Source organism: Saccharothrix syringae, from assembly GCF_009498035.1.
GTDB classification, from domain to species: Bacteria; Actinomycetota; Actinomycetes; order Mycobacteriales; family Pseudonocardiaceae; genus Actinosynnema; species Actinosynnema syringae.
The window spans coordinates 10,485,112-10,510,097 of the sequence record NZ_CP034550.1 but is presented as its reverse complement, the minus strand read 5'-3'; the positions used below and the strand labels follow the sequence as shown (position 1 = coordinate 10,510,097).

Annotated in this window: 25 protein-coding genes; 16 read left to right on the top strand and 9 right to left on the bottom strand. The window is 74.0% G+C overall.

What is annotated here, in order from left to right:
• Window positions 1-46 precede the first annotated feature (46 nt).
• On the bottom strand, window positions 47-1,042 hold the full coding sequence (locus tag EKG83_RS44600) for an ADP-ribosylglycohydrolase family protein (protein ID WP_033428500.1): 996 nt from the start codon (window positions 1,040-1,042) through the stop codon (window positions 47-49).
• A gap of 68 nt (window positions 1,043-1,110) precedes the next feature.
• On the opposite strand from EKG83_RS44600, the gene cds1 reads away from it, so the two are divergent.
• On the top strand, window positions 1,111-2,160 hold the full coding sequence (cds1, locus tag EKG83_RS44595; protein ID WP_282916583.1) for an L-cysteine desulfhydrase Cds1: 1,050 nt from the start codon (window positions 1,111-1,113) through the stop codon (window positions 2,158-2,160).
• Between the two features lie 100 nt (window positions 2,161-2,260).
• A complete protein-coding gene (locus EKG83_RS44590) occupies window positions 2,261-2,659 on the top strand; it encodes a hypothetical protein (protein WP_033428772.1) in 399 nt (132 codons plus the stop codon).
• Window positions 2,660-2,862: 203 nt separating this feature from the next.
• Here the strand turns inward: EKG83_RS44590 and EKG83_RS44585 are convergent, their stop codons facing one another.
• From EKG83_RS44585 to EKG83_RS44570, 4 genes are all read right to left on the bottom strand, one after another.
• Window positions 2,863-3,735, bottom strand: a complete 873-nt coding sequence (locus EKG83_RS44585) for a 1,4-dihydroxy-2-naphthoate polyprenyltransferase (protein ID WP_033428501.1) — start codon at window positions 3,733-3,735, stop codon at window positions 2,863-2,865.
• 45 nt (window positions 3,736-3,780) lie between these two features.
• The gene (locus EKG83_RS44580; RefSeq protein WP_228122433.1) at window positions 3,781-4,845 is read right to left on the bottom strand and encodes a hypothetical protein; all 1,065 of its coding nucleotides are present in this window, start codon (window positions 4,843-4,845) and stop codon (window positions 3,781-3,783) included.
• Window positions 4,846-5,110: 265 nt separating this feature from the next.
• Window positions 5,111-6,061 carry an o-succinylbenzoate--CoA ligase gene (menE, locus tag EKG83_RS44575; protein ID WP_407690750.1) on the bottom strand — a complete coding sequence of 317 codons (951 nt, stop codon included), beginning with the start codon at window positions 6,059-6,061 and terminating at the stop codon, window positions 5,111-5,113.
• Between the two features lie 311 nt (window positions 6,062-6,372).
• Window positions 6,373-7,284 carry a 1,4-dihydroxy-2-naphthoyl-CoA synthase gene (locus EKG83_RS44570; RefSeq protein WP_033428503.1) on the bottom strand — a complete coding sequence of 304 codons (912 nt, stop codon included), beginning with the start codon at window positions 7,282-7,284 and terminating at the stop codon, window positions 6,373-6,375.
• 379 nt (window positions 7,285-7,663) lie between these two features.
• Here EKG83_RS44570 and menD point away from each other — a divergent pair, with 379 nt between their 5' ends.
• Together menD and EKG83_RS44560 are read left to right on the top strand one after the other, a co-directional pair.
• Window positions 7,664-9,289: a 2-succinyl-5-enolpyruvyl-6-hydroxy-3-cyclohexene-1-carboxylic-acid synthase gene (menD, locus tag EKG83_RS44565; protein WP_033428504.1), complete on the top strand. Its 1,626-nt coding sequence runs from the start codon at window positions 7,664-7,666 to the stop codon at window positions 9,287-9,289.
• A 57-nt stretch (window positions 9,290-9,346) separates the two neighbouring features.
• The gene (locus tag EKG83_RS44560; RefSeq protein WP_033428505.1) at window positions 9,347-10,843 is read left to right on the top strand and encodes a M1 family metallopeptidase; all 1,497 of its coding nucleotides are present in this window, start codon (window positions 9,347-9,349) and stop codon (window positions 10,841-10,843) included.
• Window positions 10,844-10,901: 58 nt separating this feature from the next.
• Here EKG83_RS44560 and EKG83_RS44555 read toward each other — a convergent pair whose 3' ends face one another.
• The 3 genes from EKG83_RS44555 to EKG83_RS44545 are packed head-to-tail and all read right to left on the bottom strand — an operon-like array spanning window position 10,902 to window position 13,852.
• The gene (locus EKG83_RS44555; RefSeq protein ID WP_051764660.1) at window positions 10,902-11,993 is read right to left on the bottom strand and encodes a CU044_5270 family protein; all 1,092 of its coding nucleotides are present in this window, start codon (window positions 11,991-11,993) and stop codon (window positions 10,902-10,904) included.
• A complete protein-coding gene (locus EKG83_RS44550) occupies window positions 11,986-12,540 on the bottom strand; it encodes an RNA polymerase sigma factor (RefSeq protein WP_033428775.1) in 555 nt (184 codons plus the stop codon). The genes EKG83_RS44555 and EKG83_RS44550 overlap by 8 nt, the downstream gene beginning before the upstream one ends.
• A gap of 58 nt (window positions 12,541-12,598) precedes the next feature.
• Window positions 12,599-13,852, bottom strand: coding sequence for an isochorismate synthase (locus EKG83_RS44545; RefSeq protein WP_228122432.1), 1,254 nt, complete (start codon window positions 13,850-13,852; stop codon window positions 12,599-12,601).
• A 38-nt stretch (window positions 13,853-13,890) separates the two neighbouring features.
• Here EKG83_RS44545 and EKG83_RS44540 point away from each other — a divergent pair, with 38 nt between their 5' ends.
• Genes EKG83_RS44540 through EKG83_RS44510 form a run of 7 tightly spaced genes read left to right on the top strand, consistent with a single transcriptional unit; the run spans window position 13,891 to window position 18,627 of the window.
• Entirely contained in the window at window positions 13,891-14,337 is a 447-nt protein-coding gene (locus tag EKG83_RS44540; RefSeq protein ID WP_322746623.1) for a DUF3592 domain-containing protein, read from the top strand.
• Window positions 14,338-14,378: 41 nt separating this feature from the next.
• Window positions 14,379-15,314 (top strand): 1,2-phenylacetyl-CoA epoxidase subunit PaaA, encoded by a 936-nt coding sequence (gene paaA / locus EKG83_RS44535; protein WP_033428508.1) that lies wholly within the window; start codon window positions 14,379-14,381, stop codon window positions 15,312-15,314.
• A complete protein-coding gene (gene paaB, locus EKG83_RS44530; protein ID WP_033428509.1) occupies window positions 15,311-15,595 on the top strand; it encodes a 1,2-phenylacetyl-CoA epoxidase subunit PaaB in 285 nt (94 codons plus the stop codon). Before paaA ends, paaB begins: the two co-directional genes overlap by 4 nt.
• Window positions 15,592-16,485 carry a 1,2-phenylacetyl-CoA epoxidase subunit PaaC gene (gene paaC, locus EKG83_RS44525; RefSeq protein WP_033428510.1) on the top strand — a complete coding sequence of 298 codons (894 nt, stop codon included), beginning with the start codon at window positions 15,592-15,594 and terminating at the stop codon, window positions 16,483-16,485. The genes paaB and paaC overlap by 4 nt, the downstream gene beginning before the upstream one ends.
• Complete coding sequence (gene paaD, locus EKG83_RS44520; RefSeq protein WP_033428511.1) at window positions 16,479-16,982, top strand: 1,2-phenylacetyl-CoA epoxidase subunit PaaD; 504 nt, start codon at window positions 16,479-16,481, stop codon at window positions 16,980-16,982. Before paaC ends, paaD begins: the two co-directional genes overlap by 7 nt.
• Complete coding sequence (paaE, locus tag EKG83_RS44515) at window positions 16,982-18,007, top strand: 1,2-phenylacetyl-CoA epoxidase subunit PaaE (RefSeq protein WP_033428512.1); 1,026 nt, start codon at window positions 16,982-16,984, stop codon at window positions 18,005-18,007. Before paaD ends, paaE begins: the two co-directional genes overlap by 1 nt.
• Window positions 18,008-18,024: 17 nt before the next feature.
• Complete coding sequence (locus tag EKG83_RS44510) at window positions 18,025-18,627, top strand: hypothetical protein (RefSeq protein ID WP_153278812.1); 603 nt, start codon at window positions 18,025-18,027, stop codon at window positions 18,625-18,627.
• Between the two features lie 213 nt (window positions 18,628-18,840).
• On the opposite strand, the gene EKG83_RS44505 is transcribed toward EKG83_RS44510, so the two are convergent.
• Entirely contained in the window at window positions 18,841-19,665 is an 825-nt protein-coding gene (locus EKG83_RS44505; protein ID WP_033428514.1) for an inositol monophosphatase family protein, read from the bottom strand.
• A 144-nt stretch (window positions 19,666-19,809) separates the two neighbouring features.
• On the opposite strand from EKG83_RS44505, the gene EKG83_RS44500 reads away from it, so the two are divergent.
• From EKG83_RS44500 to EKG83_RS44480, 5 genes are all read left to right on the top strand, one after another.
• Entirely contained in the window at window positions 19,810-20,913 is a 1,104-nt protein-coding gene (locus EKG83_RS44500; RefSeq protein WP_211268998.1) for a glycosyltransferase family 4 protein, read from the top strand.
• A complete protein-coding gene (locus EKG83_RS44495; RefSeq protein WP_033428515.1) occupies window positions 20,910-22,025 on the top strand; it encodes a glycosyltransferase in 1,116 nt (371 codons plus the stop codon). Before EKG83_RS44500 ends, EKG83_RS44495 begins: the two co-directional genes overlap by 4 nt.
• 226 nt (window positions 22,026-22,251) lie before the next feature.
• Window positions 22,252-22,953 carry a demethylmenaquinone methyltransferase gene (locus tag EKG83_RS44490; protein ID WP_033428516.1) on the top strand — a complete coding sequence of 234 codons (702 nt, stop codon included), beginning with the start codon at window positions 22,252-22,254 and terminating at the stop codon, window positions 22,951-22,953.
• Window positions 22,954-22,994: 41 nt separating this feature from the next.
• On the top strand, window positions 22,995-24,272 hold the full coding sequence (locus EKG83_RS44485; protein ID WP_033428517.1) for a geranylgeranyl reductase family protein: 1,278 nt from the start codon (window positions 22,995-22,997) through the stop codon (window positions 24,270-24,272).
• Between the two features lie 346 nt (window positions 24,273-24,618).
• Window positions 24,619-24,984: an NADH-quinone oxidoreductase subunit A gene (locus EKG83_RS44480; protein ID WP_033428518.1), complete on the top strand. Its 366-nt coding sequence runs from the start codon at window positions 24,619-24,621 to the stop codon at window positions 24,982-24,984.
• Window positions 24,985-24,986: the final 2 nt, after the last annotated feature.

The following is a 24,986-nucleotide window of genomic DNA, read 5'->3' as shown; positions in this document are numbered from 1 at the left end:
CGGGGAGCCGATACCGGTGGTCGGAGGTGCGGCCGGGAGCCGCGACTCAGCCGAGCCCGAACACCTCGATCGCCTCGGCCAGCAGCCGGTCCAGCACGTCCGCCAGCTCCAGGTCCGCCAGCCAGTGCCCGGGGATCGCCGCCACGCCGTCCCGCGCGCCCAGCAGGTTGCCGCACAGCGCGCCGGTCGAGTCGCTGTCCCCCGAGTGGTTGACGGCGAGCAGCAGGCCGTCCGCCAGGTCCCGCGCGGCCAGGGCGGTGAGCACCGCGATCGCCAGCGCCTCCTCGCCGACCCAGCCGCCACCCAGCGCGGTCTCGATCACCTCGGGCGTCGGCCGCACGCCGCGCGTGCCCAGCTCGACGGCCAGGTCGAGCAGGCTCAGCTGCTCCTCGTGTCCGGTCCAGCCGACCAGCTCGGCGCGGGCCGTCCGGATCGCGTCGGGCAGCGCGGCGCCGGCCAGCAGCTGCTGCACCAGCACCGCCAGCACGCCCGCCGACAGGTAGCCGCTGGGGTGGCCGTGGGTGAGCGCGCCCGTCGCGGCGGCCAGCTCGAACACCTCGGCCACGTCGTCGGACCACAGCGCCACGGGCGCCGCGCGCATCACCGCGCCGCAGCCCTTCGAGTCGTTGATCGGGTTGTCCACCGTGCCCAGCACCCCGGAGCGCAGCGCGGTCAGGCACGTGTTGCCGGGCGCGCGCTGGTCGTGCAGCCCGGGCACGTCCAGCAGCCACCCGTCCCGCGGCACCTCCGGCCCGCCCTGGGTGCGCAGCCACCGCCCGTAGGCCACCCGCACCTCGTGCACCGGGTCGCTGCCCCGCCGCCGCGCCAGGACCAGCCCCTCCAGCGTGAACAGGGTCATCTGGGTGTCGTCGGTGATCGCGCCCAGCCGCCCGTAGGCGGGCGCGTAGTCGGTGAGGCCCGACGGGCCGAAGCGGCCCCGGATGCGGTCGATCCGGTCGAACTCGATCGAGCCGCCGAGCGCGTCGCCGACGGCGCCGGCGAGGAGGCTGCCGCGGAACGAGCTGCTCAGGGGTGAGGTCACGGTGCAGAAGCTATCGTGCCGGCGTGATTTCTTCGGTAGACCGATGTAGTTCCCGCACCCGGGAGTGGGTGTGCGAGGCGGTCCGCATCATCGAGGCGGACGCCAACCGCAGCGCCGACACGCACCTGCTGCACTTCCCCCTGCCACCCGAGTGGGGGATCGACCTGTACCTGAAGGACGAGTCCACCCACCCCACGGGCTCGCTCAAGCACCGGCTGGCGCGGTCGCTGTTCCTCTACGCCATCTGCAACGGCTGGATCGTCGGCGGCACGCCGGTGATCGAGGCGTCGTCGGGTTCGACGGCGGTGTCGGAGGCGTACTTCGCCCGGCTGCTCGGGCTGCCGTTCATCGCGGTGATGCCCCGCTCGACCAGCCCGGAGAAGGTGGCGCTGATCGAGCGCCAGGGCGGGCGGTGCCACTTCGTCGACGAGCCGGGCGCGATCTACGACGAGTCCCGGCGGCTCGCGGCCGAGCTGGGCGGGCACTTCATGGACCAGTTCACCCACGCCGAGCGGGCCACCGACTGGCGAGGCAACAACAACATCGCCGAGTCGATGTTCGGGCAGATGGCGCTGGAGGCGGCGCCCGAGCCGGAGTGGGTCGTGGTCGGCGCGGGCACGGGCGGCACCAGCGCCACCATCGGCCGCTACATCCACTACCGCAGGCTGCGCTCCCGCCTGGTCGTGGTGGACCCGGAGCACTCGGTGTTCTTCGACGCCTGGCGGGACGGGGACGCGGCGCTGACCGGCACGCGCGGCTCCCGGATCGAGGGCATCGGCCGGCCGCGGGTCGAGCCGTCGTTCATCGGCAGCGTCATCGACCGCATGATCAAGGTGCCGGACGCGGCGTCGGTGGCGACCGTCCGGCACGTCGAGGAGGTGCTGGGCCGCCGCGTCGGCGGGTCGACGGGCACGAACCTGTGGGGCGCGTTCCAGCTGGTCGCGGAGATGCGCGCCTCGCGGCAGCGGGGCAGCGTGGTGACCCTGCTGTGCGACGGCGGCGAGCGCTACGCGGCGACCTACTACGACGACGAGTGGGTGGCGGGCCAGGGCATGGACCTGGCGCCGCACCTGGAGACGCTGGTCAGGTTCCGCGCCACCGGCACCTGGGCGACCTGAGGCGGTCCGCCCCGACCGGATTTTCCCCGGTGGGGTGGAACGAGCGGGGTGCGCCGCGCGTCGCAGCGGGGATCGCCGGTCGCGTGGGAAGGGGTTCGTGGTGGGCGCGTGGCGGACCGCGGAGGTGCTGACTGCCGAGGACGTGCTGGCCAGGTCGGTCGCGGACGCCGACCGGGCGGTGCGCGAGGCGGCGAAGCTGCGGTACCCCCGACGCGAACCGTCGGCCGAGGACGTGCGGCGGGTCATGCAGTACGCCAAGTCGAACGCCGCGTCGCCGGAGCTGCGCGCGCTGCAGCGGCGGATCGCCGGCGGCTACCTGAGCTGGCGGCAGGTGCTGCTGGGCGAGGCGGCGGACGACCGGGGCGTGCGGGCGGCGCTGGAGGCGGACCGCGACGCGCTGGCGGCCCTGTGCCGGGGCGAGGAGCCGCGCGTGGAGCCGCCGAAGCCCGCGCCCCGGGACGACGAGGAGCCGATGAGCTTCACCGAGGACGCCTGGTAGGGGGTGCCTGGTGGGGTGGGTGCCCTGTGGGGTGAGGTGCCCGGTGAGGCCGGGGACGCCGCCGGTGGGGCGTGAGCCGGGTGCCGCCGGTGGGGGCGTTGCCGGCGGGTACCCCGATGGGCCGAGCGCCCTCGGCCGGTGAAGCGGTGCTGGTGGGCGGTGCTGTCAGTGGGTGGGGCGGGGCGTGGCCGATCGGCCCGGTGTCACCCCAGGACCAGCGCGGCGGGCACCGCGATGCCCCAGACCAGCATCGCCAGGCCCGTGTCGCGCAGGACCGGGATCAGGTCGCGGCCCTTCGACCCCTTCGCGACGCGCCGGGCGCCGAGGGCGACCAGCGGCAGGGCGAGGAAGCCGACCAGGGCCAGCGGCACGCGCAGGCCGATGGCCAGGGTGATCAGGAACGGGATCGCGACCAGGGCCAGGTAGAGGCGGCGCGAGTCGCGGTCGCCCAGCACCGTGGCCAGGGTGCGCTTGCCCGCCTGCACGTCGGTCGGGATGTCGCGCAGGCTGTTGGCGATCATCACGCCGGTGGAGAACGCGCCCATCGCGACCGCGCCCCCGATGCCGATGCCGGTGACCTCGCCGGTCTGCACGTACAGCGTGCCCAGCACGGCCGCCGGGCCGAAGAAGAGGAACACGGCCAGCTCGCCCAGGCCGGCGTACCCGTACGGCTTGCGGCCGCCGGTGTAGAACCACGCCGCCGCGATGCACACCGCGCCGAACGCGAGCAGCCAGTACCGCCCGGACAGCACGACCAGCACCAGGCCCGCGACCGCGGCCACGCCCAGCGCGGCGAACGCCGCCGCGCGCACCGCCCTCGGCTCGGCCGAGCCGGAGCCGACCAGGCGGAACGGGCCGACGCGGTGGGCGTCGGTGCCGCGGATGCCGTCGGAGTAGTCGTTGGCGTAGTTCACGCCCACCTGGAGCGCGACCGACACCAGCAGGGCCAGTAGCGACCACGTGGCGTTGAACTCGTCGATGTGGTGCGCGGCACCGGCACCGACCAGCACGGGCGCGATCGAGTTCGGCAGCGTGCGGGGGCGGGTCCCCGAAACCCACTGGGCGACTGTGGCCATGTCGGACATCCTCCGACATGGTGACCGGGGACCCGCTTCCGGGTGTCAGCAGTTCGTGGCGCCTGAGACGCCCGACACGTACGCCTTGGCGACGAACTTGCCCGCGGCGAGCCGGTACCAGACGTTCGACGTGCCCTGCGTGCCCGACACCGACTCGCCGGTGACCTGGCACTCGACCCGCACCTGGGCGTAGTTGGCGGCCAGGCCGACCTGGGACGCCGTCGAGGACGCGGAGCTGCGCACGTTGAGCGGGGTGCTGGCGGTGCGCACGACCCCGGCCGGGCCGGAGCCGGTCCACTGGTAGGTGACGGTCACCCACGAGTTGTCGGTGAGCTTCAGGCCGTCCCAGAAGGTGCCGTCGCCCAGGTCGATGCCCGCCGGGTTGGCGACGGCGCGGCCGAACTGGTCCTTGCCGCCGTTGTAGCCGTTCTCGTAGGCGGCCTGGGCCTCGGGCTTGCCCTGAGCCAGGTCCTTCCACATCTCACGGGTGGACGACGGGTTCCAGTAGTCGTCCTTGGTGTTCCACGGGCCGACGTCCCACACCGGCGCCCACTCGCAGCGGCCGTTCGACGCGCACACCCGCACGCTGTAGGTGCCGGTGTCCTTGGACGACAGGCCGCGCCGCGACGGCAGGGCGACGAAGTGGTCGCGGGCCACGATCACGTGACCGTTGGCGGTGGTGCCGCCGACCAGGCCCTCGCGGGTGGCGTAGACCCGGTAGGACAGGCCCGCGGCCTCGGCGGCGACGTCACCCGACCGGTTGACCTGCGAGAACGCCCGCAGGTCGAGCCGGCGCACCTCGGGGGCGTCGGCCTCGGCGGTCAGCGCCAGCCGGACCTGCACGGTGCCCACCTCGGTCGGCAGGGCGGCCGGTGCGCCGGGCCGGGCCTCGACCCACTCGGTCCACTGGTCGCCGCCGAGCGCGCCGCGCACGTCCACGGCCACCTCGGCGCCGGCCGGGACGGTGCTCTCGACGGTCGCGGCGACCGCGTTGGCCGGCGCGTCGAGCCGTTGCGGGTCGAGCACCAGGAAGCCGGTGCGCGTGGACGCCCGCCGGGCGCTCGCGGGTGCGGGTGCGGTGCGGTCGAGCCGCAGGGCGCCGTCGCGCACGGTGACACCGGTGTCGTCGGCGTCGACGGTGGTGAGGTCGGCGCGCCACCGGGTCTCGCCCGCGGCCGAGGCAGGGGTTGCCAGGGTCGCGGTCAGGGCGGTGGCGACGCTGAGAGTTAACAGGTAGCGCCAGGTCATCGCAGCACTCCTACTCCGGACACGCGGTGCGGTGGGGACCGCGGCAGGGCCGCGTGTCGCGGCACCGCCGAGCCAATCGCGATAGGAGTTACCTGTCAACCAACAACCATGTTGCTTGGAGAAAAACTCACCCAAACGAGCCGGCGACAGCTCTCCGATCCACTTTGCCGGGTCCCCGCAGGGGAAGCTCGGACACGAATATCACCCGTTTCGGAATCGCGAACCGCCCGATCGTGTCGCCGACGGCCGCACGCAGCGCATCGACGTCCGGCAGGTGACCGGGGTCCTCCGGCACCACGGCGGCGGCGACGACCTGGCCCCACTCGGGGTCGGGCAGCCCGACCGCGCACGCCTCCCGCACGCCGCGCTGGGCGGTGAGGGCGCGCTCGACCAGCGCCGGCGCGACGTTCTCGCCGCCGCTGATGATCACGTCGTCCGCGCGGCCCAGCACTTCGAGGGTGCCGTCCGGGCGGATGCGCCCGAGGTCGCCGGTCCGGAACCACTCGCCGAACCGCTCGCCGCCCTGGTAGCCGAGGGCCAGCACCGGACCCCGGACCTCGATCCGCCCGCCGACCAGCCGGACGTGCACCCCGTCCAGCGGCAACCCGTCGTACACGCAGCCGCCGGAGGTCTCGCTCATGCCGTAGGTGGTGACGACCCGCACGCCGAGGGCGCGGGCCCGGTCGAGCAGCGCCGGCGGCGCGGCCGCCCCGCCGAGGAGCACCGCGTCGAACCCGCGCGCGGCCGCCAGCCCCGGCCCGTCGGTGGCGACCAGGCGGGCCAGCTGGGTCGGGACGAGCGCGGTGTAGTGCCGCCCGGGACCGGCCAGCACCGAACGCGCGGCGGCGGCGAAGCCGGAGGCCCGGAAACCGTCGGCGAGGTCCAGGACACCCGGTCGGGTCCCGGCCACGATCGAGCGGACCAGCACCTGGATGCCGGCGATGTGGGTGGTGGGCAGGGCGAGCAGCCACGTGCCGGGGCCGCCGAGCCGGGCGTGCGTCAGCTCGGCCGAGGCGACCAGGGCGGACGCGGAGAGCAGGACGGTCTTGGGTTCGCCCGTGGAGCCCGAGGTGCCCACCGCCACCACTGCCCCGGTTTCCCAGCCTCGGAGGGGAGGGAGCGGGGTGGTGGTCGGGTTGGCGACGAGCAGGGGTGGGCGCGCCCCGGGGTGGTGGCCCTTGGTGGTGTGGTCGGTGCTCGCTGGGTCGGGGTCGGTTGGGTTGTCGGCTGGGTTGGAGATGGCAGGGGCGGCTGGGGTAGGGCTGACTGGGGCGGGGTCGGCTGGAGCGGGGTCGGTTTGGGCGGGGTCGGTTGGCAGGGTGCCGGCCGGCAGGGTGCTGGTCAGGGCCGCTCGCAGGGCCTCGATGGTCACCATCTCGGGTGCGGCGGTCAGTAGTGGTACGGGAAGTCGGACCAGTCGGGGGCGCGCTTCTCCAGGAAGGCGTCCCTGCCCTCGACCGCCTCGTCGGTCATGTAGGCCAGGCGCGTGGTCTCGCCGGCGAAGATCTGCTGCCCGACCAGACCGTCGTCGATGAGGTTGAAGGCGTACTTCAGCATGCGCTGGGCCGTGGGTGACTTGCCGTTGACCTCCTTCGCCCACTCCAGGGCCGTCGTCTCCAGCTCGGCGTGGGGCACGACCGCGTTGACCGCGCCCATCCGGTGCATCTCCTCGGCGCTGTAGGCGCGGCCGAGGAAGAAGATCTCCCGGGCGAACTTCTGCCCCACCTGCCGCGCCAGGTACGCCGAGCCGTAGCCGCCGTCGAAGCTGCCGACGTCCGCGTCGGTCTGCTTGAAGCGCGCGTGCTCGGCGCTGGCCAGCGTGAGGTCGCACACCACGTGCAGGCTGTGCCCGCCGCCCGCGGCCCAGCCCGGGACCACCGCGATCACCACCTTCGGCATGAAGCGGATCAGCCGCTGGCACTCCAGGATGTGCAGCCTGCCCGCCCGCGCCGGGTCGATGGTGTCCGCCGTCTCACCCGAGGCGTACTGGTACCCGCTGCGGCCGCGGATGCGCTGGTCGCCGCCCGAGCAGAACGCCCACCCGCCGTCACGGGGGGACGGTCCGTTGCCGGTCAGCAGCACGCAGCCGACGTCGGAGCTCATCCGCGCGTGGTCCAGCGCGCGGTACAGCTCGTCGACCGTGTGCGGGCGGAACGCGTTGCGCACCTCGGGCCGGTTGAACGCGATGCGCACCGTGCCCTGGTCCACCGCGCGGTGGTAGGTGATGTCGGTGAAGTCGAAGCCCTCGACCGCCTTCCAGCGGCTGGGGTCGAACAGCTCGGAAACGTCCTGGTCTGCCACGCACGGGACAATATGCCCGGGCGGGAGCGGGGAAGGGGACCGCCCTGCGCCGGGGGTGGCGGGTGTACCGCGTTCGGGGTGCCGGGCGCGTCGGCGGTGCCGAGGAGGGGACCGTCCCGCGCCGGGGGTGGCGGGTGCACCGCGTTGGAGGTGCCGGGCGCGTCGGCGGTGCCGAGGAGGGGACCGTCCCGCGCCGGGGGTTGCGGGTGTACCGCGTTGGAGGTGTCGAGCAGGTCGGCGATGCTGAGAAGGGCGCCGCCCCCGGGTGGGAGCGGCAGGGGTGGGAGTGCTGGTCGTGGGTCATGATCCCCATTGTTCGAACACCTGTTCGATTCAGCAAGGGGAGTAGCCCGTTCGTGTACTGAGCGACAATGGCCAGGTGAACCCGTCCACCGCGCAGGCCAGGGTGCTCGTCGACGAGCTGATCCGCAACGACGTCCGGCACGTCGTGCTGAGCCCCGGATCGCGCAACGCCCCCCTCTCGTTCGCCCTCCACGAGGCGGTGGCGCAGGACCGGCTCACCCTCCACGTCCGCGTCGACGAGCGCTCCGCCGCCTTCCTCGCCCTCGGCCTGGCCCGGGGCAGCGGCCGCCCCGCGGTCGTGACCTGCACCTCCGGCACCGCCGTCGCCAACCTCCACCCCGCCGTGCTGGAGGCCAGGTACGCGGGCGTCCCCCTGATCGCCCTCACCGCGGACCGCCCGGTCGAGCTGTACCGCACGGGCGCCAGCCAGACCGTCGACCAGCAGCGCATCCTCGGCCTGGACACCCTCCAGCTCCCGGTCGCCGAGCGCCGGGCCGACCAGAACGGCCTGTGGCGCTCCCTGGTCTGCCGCGCCGTCGCCGCCGCCCGCGCGGGCGGCCCGGTGCACGTCAACGTCCCGTTCCGGGAGCCCCTGGTCCCCGACGCCGACGACTCCTGGCCCGAGGACCTCGACGGCCGCCCGTTCGGCATGCCGTGGACCCGCACCGCGCCCCGCACCACCTCCTCGCTGCACCCCGCCGACCACCTCGGCCCGCGCACCCTGGTCGTCGTCGGCGACACCGACCACGACGTCGCCGACCTGGCCGAACGCGCCGGCTGGCCGGTCGTCGCCGAACCCACCGGCCACGGCCTGCGCCACGGCTCCCTGGTCCTCAACGCGGGCGAGCTGCCCGACCACCTGCGCCCGGACGCCGTGGTCGTGGTGGGCCGCGCCACCCTGTCCCGGGGTGTGCTCAAGCTCATCGCCGGCACCCCGGTGGTGCACGTGCTGTCCGACGACCCGGACTGGCCCGACCCCCGGTTCGCCGCCACGCACGCCTCGACCGACCTGGCCCTGGGCGGTGAGCACGAGATCGACCCGGACTGGCTCACCGCCTGGCAGCACGCCGACAAGGCCGTCGCCGACGTGGTGGACCACCTGCTGGCCGAGCAGCCGTGGCCGACCGGCCTGCACGTGGCCCGGGACCTGGTCGCCGCGCTGCCGCCGGACGCCAACCTGTTCCTCGGCTCCTCCAACCCGGTCCGCGACGTGGACCTGGTCGCCGCGCCGCGCCGGGACGTCCGCACCCACGCCAACCGGGGCGTGGCGGGCATCGACGGCAGCGTGTCCACGGCCGCGGGCATCGCGCTGGCCCAGGGGCCCACCTACGCCCTGATCGGCGACCTGACGTTCCTGCACGACAGCAACGGCCTGCTGATCGGCCCGGCCGAACCGCGCCCGGACCTGACCGTCGTGGTCCTCAACGACGACGGCGGCGGCATCTTCGCGTTGCTGGAGCAGGGCGCGCGGGAGCACGAGGCCGCCTTCGAGCGGGTCTTCGGCACGCCCCACGGCGTCGACCTGGGCGCGCTCTGCCGGGCCCACCACGTCCCGCACACCACCGCCCGCACGCCCGAGGAGCTGCGCCGCGCCCTGGACCGCCCGCGGGGCCTGCGGGTCGTGGAGGTCCGCGCCGAGCGGAACGAACTGCGCGATCTGCACACACGCCTCAAAAAGGCGGTGTCAACGGCTTTCCGGTAGCTGGACCCCCTACGTACGGAGGTACAGGCGGCCGGGGAACGGGGCTAGCTTCGCCGCATGTCCCTGAGAGCGAAGCTGACCCTCGGCACCGCCACCGCGGCGTCCCTGCTGCTGCTCGCCGGCACCGCGCTGGCCGCCGAACCCGGTGCGCCGGGCATCGGCGACCCGTACTACCCCGGTGCGGGCAACGGCGGCTACGACGTCTCCCACTACGACATCAGGCTCAACTACCAGCCCGCCGACGACCGGCTGTCCGGCACCACGACGATCCTCGCCAGGACCACCCAGGACCTGTCCCGGTTCAACCTCGACTTCGTGCTGCGGGCCGGCTCGGTCCGGGTCAACAACAAGGTCGCCCAGTTCTCCCAGTCGGGCGGCGAGCTGGTCGTGGACCCGCGCGGCACCCTGCGCCGGGGCACCGAGCTGACCATCGTGGTCACCTACGCCGACGTGCCCTCCAGCCGCGCCGTGGACGGCTTCACCGCGTGGAAGCGCACCCCGGACGGCGCGCTGGCCATCGACGAGCCGGACATCGCGCCGTGGTGGTTCCCGGCCAACAACCACCCGACCGACAAGGCCACCTTCGACGTGTCGGTGGCCGTGCCGACCGGGGTCGAGGTGCTGTCCAACGGCCTGTTCGGCGGCACCACCCAGCAGATCAACGGCTGGACCCGGTGGCGCTACCGCAGCGCCACGCCGCAGGCCACCTACCTGGCGTTCATCGCCATCGGCCAGTTCGAGGTCCGGCAGTCCACCGACGCGGCCGGCCGGCCGGTGATCAACGCCTACTCGGAGCAGCTCGGCGCGAACTACGGCGCCGCGGTCGCGTCGGTCGAGCGCACGCCCGAGGTCGTCGAGTTCCTGGAGCAGAGCTTCGGCCCCTACCCGTTCGAGGCGCTGGGCGGCGTGGTCACGCCGGGCATCGGCTTCGCGCTGGAGAACCAGACCCGACCCACCTACGACACCGGGTTCTTCCGCCGCGGCTCGAACACCTACGTGGTGGCGCACGAGCTGGCGCACCAGTGGTTCGGCGACGCCGTGTCGGTCGAGCGCTGGCGCGACATCTGGCTGAACGAGGGCTTCGCCAGCTACGCGGAGTTCCTGTGGTCGGAGTACCTGGGCGAGGGCACGGCCCAGGAGAACGCCGACTACCTCTACGCCCTCTACCCGGCCGACAGCCCGTTCTGGCAGGTGCTGCCGGGCGACCCGGGCGCGGCGAACCAGTTCGACGCCGCCGTGTACGACCGGGGCGCGCTGGCCGTGCACGCGCTGCGCGTGGAGATCGGCGACGAGGCGTTCTTCGCCCTGCTCAAGCGGTGGGTCGCGAAGTACCGCAACAGCCACGCGTCGATCGAGGACTTCATCGCGCTGGCCGAGGAGGTCTCCGGGCAGCAGCTCGACGAGCTGTTCCAGACCTGGCTGTTCACGCCGGCCAAGCCGGCCGCCGCGCCGGGCGCGCAGGCCGCGGTGTCGGCGCGCGCCGCGCTCGTGGAGCCCAAGGCGCACCAGAAGATCCGCGAGACGCACGAGGTCCTGGCAGGGCACCGGCACTGAGGGCACCGGCACTGAGGGGACGGGGCCGCCTCCCCACCGGGAGGCGGCCCCGCCGCGGTCAGCCGGTCTGGCCGATCCCGTCCACGACCGTCGTGGTGATCGAGCTGAACCCGGTCACCGTGCCGGGCCGCACCCAGGCGTCGTACGGCTGGGGGCCCGCCACGGTGCGCTCGCCGATGAAGTCGCCGGTGGCCGGGTCCACGATCAGCTCGCGCCGCTCGTTCGGGCCCTCGATGCCGATGGCCACGCCGGTGCGGCCGTCCAGGTTCACGCCCTGCTCGAACGCTGTCACGCCGTCGAGCAGCGCCAGCGCGCGGTACCACTGCGCGCGCAGGTCGGCGGGCATCAGGCCGGTGCGCAGGATCTCCACGCCCCAGTGGAACACCGTGGCCGGCGCCGAACCGCGGTGCGCGGTGGCGGTGCGCAGGTAGTCCACGATCGCCTGCGGGTCGCGCGGCAGGGCCTCGTAGAACGCGGGGTTGTCCCAGTCGGTCGGGTCGCCGCACACCTTCTTCGGCTGCGAGTTCGGGAAGAAGTCACCGCACTTGCCGACCCGCTCACCGGTGTCGGTGTCGGTGACCTCCGGCTTCGGCGCCTCGGACTCCGGCACGGTGCCGCCGAGCCACTTCAGCCCCTCCAGCGGGGTGCGGCGCTCCATCCAGTCCAGGGCCTGGTCCCCCGGGATCCACTTCTCGTGCCGGGACTCCCGCAGCCAGGTCCAGCCGGACGGCGCGTCGGGCTGCCCGGCGGCCGGCGCGTTCACCATGCTGCTGGAGTTCCACTGGTGCGTGGCGATGTAGCGGTACTGGCCGGGGCCGAGCGGCCGGTCCGCGGCGGTGATCGCGTCGGCGGCCCGGTTCAGGTACTCCGGCGCGGACAGCAGCCGCACCCGGGCGGGGGCGTCGACGGAGGTGGTCGCCCCCGCGACCCGCTCCTCCCCGGGCCCGCGGTTGTTCACGGCCACCACGCCGGCCAGCGCGGCGGCCGCGGCGGCGACGGCGACCGGCGCGTACCAGCGGCGGTTGCGGCGGGGCGGCGCGGCCTCGGCGGCGGCCGCCGCCAGGACGCGGGCGCGCACGGCGCCCAGGGGCGCGTCCGACGTGCGGGCGTCGCGGTGGAGCTGGTCGAGCGCGTCGTCGAGTTCACGCATCGGGGGTCTCCTCGGTGAGCAGGGCTTGGAGCTTGGTGCGGACCCGGTGCAGCCGGGAGCGGACGGTGCTGTCGTTCTCGCCGAGCGCGGCGGCGACCTCGGCGGGCGTCAACCCGGCCCACGAGGTCAGCAGCAGCGCGTCCCGGTCCTCGTCGCGCAGGTCGGCCAGCGCGCGGGCCAGCACCTCGGCCTGCCGCTGGGCGTCGACCCGGGCCGCGACCCGGTTGCCGTGGTCGGGTTCGGGGCGGCCGACGGCGCGGAGCACGGCGCGTCGCCCCCTGGTCTCGCGGCGCTGGTGCTCGCGCACCAGGTTGGTCGCGATCCCGTAGAGCCAGCCCTTCACGGGCGCGCGCTCGGGGTCGTAGCTGTGCCGCCGCTTCAAGGCCACCAGGAACGTCTCGGCGACCAGGTCGTCGGCCGCCGACTCGCCGACCCGGCCGGCCAGGTAGCCGCGCAGCTGCCGCGCGTGCGCGTCGAACAGCTCGGCGAACGCGGCGGTGACGTCGGGGCCGCGGAGGTCCGGCGGTTTGTCCAGTGCTGTGGTCACGTACCGGTTGGCCGCGGCCGGGTCCGGCGTCCCGGTGACCCCGCTCACACCGGTCCGCTCACCGGCCTTCGAGGGCGTCGCGGAACGGCCGCATCTTGGCGTGCGCCTCCCTGACCTCGGTGTCCGGGTCGGACTCGGCCACCAGGCCGCACCCGGCGAACAGGCGGGCGGTGCGGCCGCGCACCCGCGCGCAGCGCAGCGCGATGCCCAGCTCGCCGTCGCCTGCGCCGTCGACCCAGCCGACCGGACCGGCGTAGCGGCCCCGGTCCACGCCCTCCAGCTCCCCGATCAGCCGGGTGGCGGCCGCGCGCGGGGTGCCGCCGACCGCGGCCGTGGGGTGCACGGCCGCGCCGAGCGCGAGCAGCGACGGCGCGCCGCGCAGCTCGCCGATCACGTCGCTGGACAGGTGCGAGACGTTGGGCAGCCGCAGCACCGACGGGCCGTCCACCGACAGGGACGAGCAGAACGGCCGCAGCGCGTCCACCAGCGACGCCACCGCGTAGCCGTGCTCCTCGCGGTCCTTGGCCGAGGTCAGCAGCGCGGCGGCCAGCTCGTCGTCGGGCACGCCGTCGCGCGGCCACGTCGTGCCCGCCAGCACGCGCGAGTCGACCACCCGGCCGGAGCGGCGCAGCAGCAGCTCGGGGGTGGCGCCGACCAGGCCGTCCACCGCGTAGACCCAGCAGTCCGGGTAGCGGCGGGCCAGGCCGTCCAGCACGAAGCGGTGGTCGATCTCCCGGTCCGCCACGGCCAGCAGGTCGTGCGCCAGCACCACCTTGTCCAGCTCGCCCGCGCGCATCCGGGCGACCGCCTCGCGCACCGCCTCGCGGTAGGCGGTGACCGGCAGCTCGCCGTCGGCGTAGCGGATCCGCGCGGGACCCCGCACCGGGGCGATCTCGCGCGGCGCGACGTCACCGATGGTGGTCAGCCAGGTGCGGCCGTCGCGCCGGCCCACCACGACCTCGGGCACCACGAGCACCGAGCGGCCGGGCGAGTCGGCGAACGCCATGCTCACGAACGCCACCGGCCCGGTGCCCGGGTGGGCGACCTCGTCGTCCACGTCCAGGTCCGCGGTGAACTCGCGCCACCAGCGGTCCGCGGCGGCGAACCGGTCCGGGCCGGAGACCTCGAACCGCGCGGCCTCGCCCCAGCCCACCAGGCCCGCGCCGTCGCGCACCCAGCTCAGCGCGCCGGTCGGGGAGGGCAGGCGGCCCAGCAGGTCGTCGCCGATCGCGCGCCGGGTGTGCACGCGCAGCCGCTGTCTGGTCCGCGAAACAGGAGCCGTGGTCACGCCGTCGAGGGTATGGACCGACACCTGAGATTCCGCACGGAGGCGGCCCTAGACTGCGGTTTGTGGTGGACGACGCAGTGCGGACGGGTGCCCGACCGGTGGCTCGGCTCCTGGTCGGCCGGTCGTTGCTGGTGGTCGGCGGGGTGGTGACGCTGATCGCCCTGGTCCTGCTGGCGGCGTGCTGGCGGGACGACCTGATGATCGGCAACCGGCTGGGCAAGGCGACCGCCGAGGTGGTGTCCGTCTCGTTCCAGCGCACCGTGGTCCGCTTCGCCACCCCCGACGGCGCCGTGCACAGCCCGCCGCAGGGCGTGCTGTACCCGGACGGCCTGGAACCCGGGCAGCTGGTGCGCATCGAGTACGACACCGGCAACCCCGAGGTGGCCCGCGTGGCCGGGCGCACCGCCGTGCTCGCCCTGCTGCCGGTCGGCACGTTCCTGCTCGCCGTGTGGGCGGTGCTGGGACCGCTGGTCTGGTGGCTGCTGCGGGGCCGCACCCGGCGGTTGTGACAGTCTTCCTCGAAAACGTCCTCCAGGTGTAACATCGGTGCATGGACCTGGAGGACCGGTTCGAGCGCACCGTGGCGGCCGAGCAGCGCGTCGAGCCGCGTGACTGGATGCCCGACGCCTACCGCGGGACGCTGGTCCGGCAGATGGCGCAGCACGCGCACTCCGAGATCATCGGCATGCAGCCCGAGGGCAACTGGATCAGCCGCGCGCCGTCGCTGCGCCGCAAGGCGATCCTGCTGGCCAAGGTCCAGGACGAGGCCGGGCACGGCCTGTACCTGTACGCCGCGACCGAGACCCTGGGCGCGGACCGCGGCGAGCTGACCGACAAGCTGATCTCGGGGAAGCAGAAGTACTCCTCGATCTTCAACTACCCCACGCTGTCCTTCGCCGACGTCGGCGTGATCGGCTGGCTGGTCGACGGCGCCGCGATCTGCAACCAGGTGCCGCTGTGCCGCACCTCCTACGGGCCGTACGCGCGGGCCATGATCCGCATCTGCAAGGAGGAGTCGTTCCACCAGCGGCAGGCGTACGAGCTGCTGCTGACGATGATGGGCGGCACCGACGCGCAGCGCGCCATGGTCCAGGAGTCGGTGGACCGCTGGTGGTGGCCGTCGCTGATGATGTTCGGCCCGCCCGACGCGGAGAGCGCGAACACCGAGCAGTCCATGAAGTGGCGGATCAAGCGCCACACCAACGACGAGCTGCGCCAGCGGTTCGTGGACATGACCGTGCCGCAGGCCGAGAAGCTGGGCGTGGTGCTGCCCGACCCCGAGCTGCGCTGGAACCCCGAGCGCGGCCACCACGACTTCGGCCAACCCGACTGGGAGGAGTTCTGGCGGGTGGTCGGCGGCAACGGGCCGTGCAACGCGCAGCGGATCGCGCACCGGCGCCGGGCGCACGAGGACGGCGCCTGGGTCCGGGAGGCCGCGGCCGCGCACGCCGCCAAGCGGGCCGCCGGTGCGGGGGCCGTGGCATGAGCGCGTCGTGGCCGCTGTGGGAGGTGTTCGTCCGCGGCAAGCGCGGGCTGAACCACGTGCACGTCGGTTCGCTGCACGCGCCGGACGCCGAGATGGCCGTGCGCAACGCGCGCGACGTCTACACGCGGCGCAACGAGGGCGTGTCGATCTGGGTGGTGCCCGCGGCGGCGATCACCGCGTCGTCGCCGGACGAGAAGGACCCGTTCTTCGAGCCCAACGGCGACAAGGTCTACCGGCACCCGACGTTCTACGCGATCCCCGAGGACGTGCCGCACCTATGAGCTTCGACAACGCCTACGAGGGCCTCGTCGACCAGGAGGACGCGCACTGGGCGTTCGGCACCGGGTTCACCGAGGCGCTGGCCGGGGTGGACCGGGAGCTGCCCGCGGGCGTCGACCGCGCCGACCTGTTCGCCTACTGCCTGATGCTGGGCGACGACGCGCTGGTGCTGGCCCAGCGGCTGGCCGAGTGGACCTCGCGCGCGCCGGAGCTGGAAGAGGACGTGGCGCTGGCCAACATCGCGCTGGACCTGCTCGGCCAGGCCCGGATGCTGCTGACCCGCGCGGGCGAGGCCGAGGGCGCCGGCCGGGACGAGGACGCGCTGGCGTTCCTGCGCGAGGAGCGCGAGTTCCGCAACGTCCAGCTCGCCGAGATCGAGTGCGGGCCGTTCGCGGGCGGCGACTTCGCCACCACGATCGCGCGGCTGCTGGTGTTCTCGTCGTGGAAGCTCGCCCAGTGCTCGCGGTTGCGCGGCAGCGCGGACCCGGTGCTCGCGGCCGTGGCCGAGAAGGGCGTGAAGGAGCTGGCCTACCACCGCGACCACGCCGCGCAGTGGGTCGTGCGGCTCGGCGACGGCACCGAGGAGTCGCACCGGCGGATGGCGGCCGGGCTGGCGCGGGTGTGGCCCTACCTGGACGAGCTGTTCACCCCGCACCCGGTGGAGCTGCGGCTGGCCGGCGTGGCCGTCGACCCGGCCGGGCTGCGCGACGAGGTGGACGGGGTGCTCGACGCGGTGCTGCCGGCCGCCGGCCTGGCGCGACCGGACGACGTGCCGCCCGCGGCGCGGGTGAGCGGGCGGGCCGGGCGCGACGGCGTGCACACCGAGGCGATGGGCTACCTGCTGGCCGAGATGCAGCACCTGCACCGGTCGCTGCCGGGGGCGCGGTGGTGACCGCCGTGGTGACCGCGTACGAGGTGGCCGCCCGGGTGCGCGACCCCGAGCTGCCGGTGCTCACGCTGGCCGACCTCGGCGTGCTGCGCGACGTCACCGAGTCCGACGGGCGGGTGTCGGTGACGATCACCCCCACCTACTCGGGCTGCCCCGCCCTGGAGGAGATGGGCGCCGACCTGCGGCGGTCGCTGCTCGCGGCCGGGTTCGCCGAGGTGGAGGTGCGCACCTCGCTGTCGCCTCCGTGGAGCACGGACTGGATCAGCGACGAGGGGCTGCGCAAGCTGCGGGAGGCGGGCATCGCGCCGCCGTCCCGGCTGGGGCCGCGGGTCGCCGGGCCGGTGCCGCTGAACCTGGTGCCGCCGCCGCGCCGGGTGGCGTGCCCGCGCTGCGGGTCGTCCCGGACGGCCGAGCTGTCGCGCTTCGGGTCCACCGCGTGCAAGGCGCTGCGGCGGTGCGACGACTGCGGGGAGCCGTTCGAACACGTCAAGGAGATCTGATGCCGCAGTTCCGCGAGCTCGCCGTGGCCTCGGTCGAGCGGCTGTGCCAGGACGCGGTCGCGGTGACCTTCGACGTGCCCGACGAGTCGGCCGGGGAGTTCGCGTTCCGGGCCGGGCAGCACGTGACCCTGCGCAACGGCGACGAGCGGCGGTCGTACTCGATCTGCGCGCCGGTCGGCGCCCCGCTGCGGATCGGCGTGCGCCGGGTCGACGGCGGGCTGTTCTCGTCGCTGCTGGTCGACCGCCTGCGGCCCGGCGACGTGCTGGAGGTGTCGCCGCCCACCGGCAACTTCACCCCCGAAGGCGGTGCCCACCACGGCCTGGTGGTCGCCGGGTCCGGCATCACGCCCGCGCTGTCCATCGCCGCCACCGAGCTGGCCGCCGGCGCGCGGGTGACCCTGCTCTACGGCAACCGGCGGGCGGACACGGTGATGTTCGCCGAGGAGCTGGCCGACCTCAAGGACCGCCACCCCACGCGGTTCCAGCTCGTGCACGTGCTGTCGCGGGAGCCTCGGGACGTGGAGCTGTTCTCCGGGCGGCTGGACGCGGCGAAGCTGCGGGCGCTGCTGGCGTCGGTGGTGCCGTGGGCGGACGTGGACCAGTGGTGGCTGTGCGGGCCGCACGGGATGGTGCGGGACGCCCGGGAGGTGCTGGGCGCGCTGGGCGTGCCCGCGTCGGCCGTGCACCACGAGCTGTTCTACGTCGACGAACCACCGCCCCCGCCGCGCCGGGAGGTCGTCGCGGAGGCGGCGTCCGAGGCGACCGTGGTGCTGGACGGCCGGGAGACCGCCGTGCCGCTGCCCGCGGGCGTGCCGATCCTGGACGCGGCCCAGCGGGTGCGCTCCGACCTGCCGTTCGCGTGCAAGGGCGGGGTGTGCGGGACGTGCCGGGCGCGGGTGGTGTCCGGGGAGGCGCGGATGCGGCGCAACTACGCGCTGGAGGAGCACGAGGTGGCGGCCGGGTTCGTGCTGACCTGCCAGGCGGTGGCCGTGACGCCGTCGATCACGGTCGATTTCGACGCCTGATCTGGCACATTGGTCCCATGGGACGATCGGCTCTCTGGGGACTGCTCCTCGGCACCACGCTGATGACGGCGCTGTTCCTGGTGGGGTTCGCCGCGCCGGGGGACCGGGAGGGTGCGCAGGTCGTCGCCGGGTTCATCGCCGCGACGATCATGGGCACGCTGTTCGGCGGCATCCCCGGCACCCTGATCGGCGTGGTGGTCGGCGCGGTCCGCCGCCGCCCGCCACCCGTGCTCCCCCCGCCGATGCCGCCGCCCCCGGTGGTGCTCAACGACCGGTGGTCCGCGATGGTGGCGCGGTGCGAGCTGTCCGTGCGCCGGGTGGCCGCGGCGGTCGCGACCGTGCCCGCCTCGCCGGCGCGGGAGTGGTTGGAGCGCATCGCCGAGCAGTTCGGGCGCGAGCTGCCGGACGTGCGGCGGATCGCGGACCTGGCGCGGGCGCTGGAGGCGGACCGCGCGCACCCGGTGGGGGACCGGCTGGCCGCGGCGGTGCGGGACTTCACCGCGTTCGAGGAGCAGGTGGGGCGGGTGGCGTTGCAGATGTTCGACCAGCCGTCGTTGGAGAGGGCGCGGGTGCACCTGGAGGTGCTGGAGCAGCAGTTGCCCAACCTGGGCGAGCGTTAGGACGAGTGACGCGATCGCGTGGGCCTACGGCGCGGGTGGGGAGTGGCGGCGCCGGATCGAGGGCCTGGTGGCAGGCGTGCACCGGGTGAAAGTGCTCTGAACAGCGCGAAACCCGGCAACCCACCGTCCGGAAGGTGAACCGGGTTCACTTCCAGGACCTATTGGGCCTGGCGAAATCAACTATACACAGAACGCGGCGCTATGCCAAACGGCCTAACGGCTCATCGACGACTGCCACCACTCCAGCACCTCTTCGGCCACCTCGGGCATGGCCACCAGCAGCCCGTCCACCGGCAGCGGCGCGTCCTCGCCCCGCCGGTCCAGCACCACCGCGCCCGACTCCACCGCCAGCGCGACCGCGCCCGCCACGTCCCACTCGTGGTAGCTGTGCAGCACCGCCGCAGCCGCGTGGCCCAGCGCCACCTGCGCCACCGCCAGCGCCTTCGACCCCAGGACCCGGACCCCCGTGCCGGCCAGCGCCGCCCGCGAGATGAACTCGCCCATCCCCGGCCACGGCCCCGTGCGCGTCATCTCCGTGCACACGATCGAGCTGACCGCCTGGTCGCCCAGCTTCACCGGCGTCCCGTTGGCCCGCATCCCGCGCCCGCGCGCCGCCGCGTAGATCTGGGCCCGGTACGGGTCCGCCACCACGCCCACCACCGGCCCCCAGCGGTCGACCAGGGCGAGGCTGTAGGCGCACCACGGCACCCCGGCCACGTAGTTCGCCGTGCCGTCCACCGGGTCCACCACCCAGCGGAACCCGACGTCGCCCGCCACGTCGTCGTCCACGTCCTCGCACAGCACCGGGATGTCCGGGAACTCCGCGGTCAGCACGCGCCGGGTGTGCCGCTCCAGGGTCCGGTCGGTGTCGGTCACCCAGTCGAACGGCGAGGTGTCGTCGTCGGGGCGGGCGCCGCGGCCGGCCGTCGCCATGATCACGTCGGACGCGTCGTTGGCGAGCCGCCCCGCTATCTCCAGCGCGATCGACACCAGGCCGGGATCGACGGGCTGCGCGGGACGAGACGACAAGACGGTCATGCCGACCTAGTGTGACCGCAGACAGTGACCGCGACGCGTACAGCAGGTGAAGGCGGGGCCAACGTCAAGCGCGACGCGAGGAGTTCGGCGGCCGTTCGCGGAGCTGTCACGCCACCGTGTCCTCGGCACCGCAAGGTGATCGGCGTGCGCGTGGCGATCATCACGGAAAGCTTCCTGCCCCAGGTCAACGGGGTGACCAACTCCGTCCTGCGCGTCCTGGAACACCTCACCGCGCGCCACCACCGGGCCCTGGTGGTGGCCCCCGGCGCGGGCCCGGACGAGCACGCGGGCACGCCGGTCGTCCGCGTCCCGGCGGTCGACCTGCCGCGGTTCAGCTCGCTGCCGGTGGGCGTGCCCACCCGCCGGGTGCTCACCGCGCTGCACGACTTCCGACCGGACGTGGTGCACCTGGCCAGCCCGTTCGTGATGGGCGCGCGCGGGCTGTCGGCGGCCCGGCGGCTGGGCGTGCCCGTGGTCGCGGTCTACCAGACCGACGTCGCCGGGTTCGCCGGCCACTACGGGCTCGGGCTGACCGCGCGGGCCGCGTGGCGGTGGACGCGCCGGCTGCACGCCCAGGCCGACCGCACGCTGGCGCCGTCCAGCTGGGCGGTGGCGGCGCTGGAGGAGCACGGCGTGCCGCGCGTGCACCGCTGGGGCCGCGGGGTCGACGTCGGGCTGTTCCGCCCCTCCCGGCGCGACGACGCGCTGCGCGCCGAGCTCGCGCCGAACGGCGAGCTGCTGGTCGGCTACGTCGGCAGGCTGTCGCCGGAGAAGCGGGTCGACCGGCTCGCGGTGCTCGCGGACCTGCCCGGCGTCCGGCTGGTCGTCGTCGGCGGGGGCCCGGAGGAGGCGCGGCTGCGGCGGGAGCTGCCCGGGGCGGCGTTCCTCGGGTTCCGCGGCGGCACCGACCTGGCCGCCGCCTACGCGAGCCTGGACGTGTTCGTGCACACGGGGCCGCACGAGACGTTCTGCCAGGCCGTGCAGGAGGCGCTGGCCAGCGGCGTGCCGGTGGTCGCGCCGAACGCGGGCGGGCCGCGCGACCTGGTGCGACCCGACACCGGCTACCTGTTCGACACCGACGACGACCTGCGGCGCGCCGTGGACGAGCTGCGCGACCCGCTGCGCCGCAGGCGGTACGGGCAGGCGGCGCGGCGGTGGGTGCGCGGGCGGACGTGGGCGGCGGTGTGCGACGAGCTGCTGGGGCACTACGCGGCCGTGCTGGGCGAGCCGGAGCGGCGCGCGGCATGAGGATCGTCCAACTGGCGAACTTCTACGGCCCGCGCTCCGGTGGCCTGCGCACCGCCCTGCACCACCTCGGCGGCGGCTACGCGGCGCGGGGGCACGACGTGGTGCTGGTCGTGCCCGGTGCCGCGCGCGCCGACGAGCGGACGGCGACGGGCGTGCGGCGGATCACGCTGCCCGCGCCGCGCATCCCCGGCACCGGCGGCTACCGGGCCGTCGACCCGTGGCGGGTGCGGCACCTGCTGGAGCACCTGCGGCCCGAGCGGCTGGAGGTCTCCGACCGGCTGACCCTGCGCGGCATGGGCCGGTGGGCGGCGGCGCGCGGCGTGCCGGGCGTGGTGATCTCGCACGAGCGGCTGGACCGGCTGCTGGAGCAGTTCCTGCTGCCGGCGCCGCTGGCCCGGCGGGGCGCGGACCTGGCCAACGCCCGGATGGCCGCCTCCTACGACACGGTGGTGTGCACGACGGAGTTCGCGCGCGAGGAGTTCGACCGGATCGGCGCGCGCAACGTGACCCGCGTGCCGCTGGGCGTGGACCTGCGCACGTTCACCCCGACCCGCCGCGACCGGTCCCTGCGCGCCGAGCTGGCCCGGGGCGCCGACGCCCTGCTGGTGCACTGCGGCCGGCTGTCGGCGGAGAAGCACGTGGAGCGCAGCGTCGACACCGCCGCCGAGCTGCACGCGGCCGGCCACCGCGTCCGCCTGGTCATCGCCGGCGACGGGCCCCGCCGCGAGGCCCTGGAACGCCGCGCCGCCGGCCTGCCGGTCACGTTCCTGGGCTTCGTCGACCGGCGCGACGACGTGGCGGACCTGCTGGCCAGCGCCGACGTCTCGCTGGCACCCGGCCCGCACGAGACCTTCGGCCTGGCCGCCCTGGAGGCCCTGGCCTCCGGCACGCCCGTCGTGGTCTCGGCGTCGAGCGCGCTGCGCGAGATCGTCCGCCCCGGCTGCGGCGCCGCCGTGCCCGACCACGCCCCCGCGTTCGCCGGCGCCGTGAACGCCCTGCTCGACGACCCCGAACCAACCCGCCGCTCGGCCGCCCGCGCCCGTGCCGAGGAGTACCCCTGGCGGGCCGCCGTGGACGGCATGCTCACCGCCCTCCGCGTCCCCCGGACGTAGAACTCGGGGGCCCGGAACGTTCGACACGAGTGTCCCGAACGTTCGACTCGCGGTGTCCGAGTGGAGGACACGCGCGGTGGAAGCGCTCTCACCCCGCGTGTCCTCCGGTCCGGCACCGCGAGTCGAACGTTCGGGTGCCCCGTGTCGAACGTTCCGGACCGGTGAGTTCTGCGTTCGGGGAGGTGGTGCGGGTGCCGGGGGTGGGGGCGTCACCTAGTCTGCTGCCATGTCCCGTGCAGGTCTTGACAAGGATCCCCGCGAAGTCGCCGAGATGTTCGACGGGGTGGCGCAGGGCTACGACCGCACGAACTCGGTCATGACGCTCGGGTTCGACCGGCGCTGGCGCGAGTGGAGCAGGCGGGTGCTGGACGCCCGGCCGGGCGAGAGGGTGCTCGACCTGGCGGCCGGGACGGCCGTGTCCACGGTGGAGTACGCGGCGTCCGGGGCGTGGTGCGTGGCGGCGGACTTCTCGCTGGGCATGCTGCTCGGCGGCGCGCACCGGCCGGTGCCGAAGGTGGCCGCGGACGCCCTGCACCTGCCGTTCGCCGACGACTCGTTCGACGCGGTCACCGTGTCCTTCGGGCTGCGCAACTTCAACGACACCGAGGCCGCGCTGCGCGAGATGTGCCGCGTGGTCCGGCCCGGCGGCCGGCTGGTGGTGTGCGAGGTGTCCACGCCGACGTTCCGGCCGTTCCGGTTCGTCTACATGCGGTACCTGCTCAAGGTCCTGCCGGTGGTGGCCCGGTTCGTCTCCTCCAACCCGGCCGCCTACCAGTACCTGGCCGAGTCCATGCGCACGTGGCCCGACCAGCGGGCGCTCGCCGAGACCGTGGCGCGCGCGGGCTGGGAGGACGTCGCCTGGCTCAACCTGACCGGCGGGGTGGTCGCCCTGCACAAGGGGACGAAGCCCTCAGGAAACCGCAAGTAGACTCGGCCCCGACTTTGTGAACACGGGCACAAGGAGCGGGGATGACGACACCCAGCCGCCGCAGGGCAGGCGAGGACGCCGAGGTCATCGTGGTCGGTGCGGGCCCCGCGGGCTCGACCGCGGCGACGTACCTGGCACGCGCGGGCCTGGACGTGCTGCTGCTGGAGAAGGGCGCCTTCCCCCGGGAGAAGGTGTGCGGTGACGGCCTGACGCCGCGTGGCGTCAAGCAGCTCATCGACCTGGGCATCGACACCCGCGAGGAAGCCGGCTGGCTGCACAACCGCGGCCTGCGCGTGGTCGGCGGCGGCGTCACCCTGGAGCTGGACTGGCCGGAGCTGGCCACGTTCCCGCCCTACGGCGTGGTCCGGCCCCGCCAGGACTTCGACGAGATGCTGGCCAAGACCGCGGTCCAGGCCGGCGCCCGCCTGCACGAGCAGACCAACGTCACCGGCGCGGTCGTGGAGCGCGGCCGCGTGGTCGGGGTGACCGCCAAGCAGGGCCCCGGCAAGGAGCCGGTGACCTACCGGGCGCCGATCGTGCTGGGCTGCGACGGCGTCAGCGCCCGGCTGGCCCTGTCCGTGGGCATCCAGAAGGACGACGCCAAGCCGATGGGCGTGGCCGTCCGCCGCTACTACGCCAGCCCCCGCACCAAGGACGACTACCTGGAGTCGCACCTGGAGCTGTGGGACCGCGCCAACGACGTGCTGCTGCCCGGCTACGGCTGGATCTTCGGCATGGGCGACGGCACGGTGAACGTCGGCCTGGGCATCCTGAGCACGTCGAAGGCGTACGGCACCACGGACTACCGCGCGCTGCTCAGGAGCTGGCTCGACGGCACCCCGGAGGAGTGGGGCTTCCGCGAGGAGAACGCCACCGGCCGCATCGGCGGCGCGGCCCTGCCGATGGGCCTGAACCGCAAGCCGCACTACCGCGACGGGTTGCTCCTGGTGGGTGACGCCGGCGGCATGGTGAACCCGTTCAACGGCGAGGGCATCGGTTACGCCATGGAGTCGGCCCGGATCGCCGCCGAGAGCGTGGTGCAGGCGCTGGCCCGCACGGGTCCCAGCCGCGAGCGCGCGCTGCACGGCTACCCGGTGCGCATCGAGCAGGCCCTGGGCAGCTACTACCGGCTGGGCAACGTGTTCAGCAAGCTCATCGGCAACCCGACGGTGATGCGCACCGCGACCAAGTACGGGCTGCCCCGCAAGACCCTGATGAAGCTGGTGCTCAAGCTGTTGGCGGGGCTCTACGACCCCAAGGACGGCGACTCGTTCGACCGTCTCATCACGGCGGCCACGAAAATCGCTCCAACGGCCTAATAAGCGTCACCTGATCGGTCCAGCGCCGTCCTCCGGGACGGCGCTGTTTCGTATTCGGTGTGTCCCCGTTCACCCCGGTGCCCGTCAACTGTTGATCTCGGCCGCGTAAGACCAGGTCAGACCCGGTGCGGGGGGTGTGTTTCATGCCTCTGTGTGACGTTCTACACTGACCCTCAGGTCTTGTGAATCAGTTCACAACCGGCTGTGATGCCTTGTGAACTGTTTCACAAGCGACCTGCGGATTGTTAGGTTCGCCTAACTCCCGGAGGGCGCAAGAACACCCCTTAGGGTGCGCAACGGTCGGCGGTGCACCACCACCGCGACAGCGAGGAAAGGACGACGGAGAGTGCTGGACCCTTACCTCCCCCTCGTATTGATGTTCGCCCTCGCCGCGGCCTTCGCGCTGTTCTCGGTGACTGCCGCGCCGTACATCGGCCCCCGGCGCTACAACCGCGCGAAGCTCGACGCCTACGAGTGCGGCATCGAACCGTCACCGCAGCCCGTGGTCGGCGGCGGCCGGATGCCGGTCGCCTACTACCTCACGGCGATGCTGTTCATCCTGTTCGACATCGAAATGGTCTTCCTCTACCCGTTCGCGGTGTCCGCGGACCGGCTCGGCCTGTTCGGCCTGGTGGAGATCGCGCTGTTCGTCGCCACGGTCGGCTTCGCGTACGCCTACGTCTGGCGTCGCGGCGGCCTCGACTGGAACTGAGG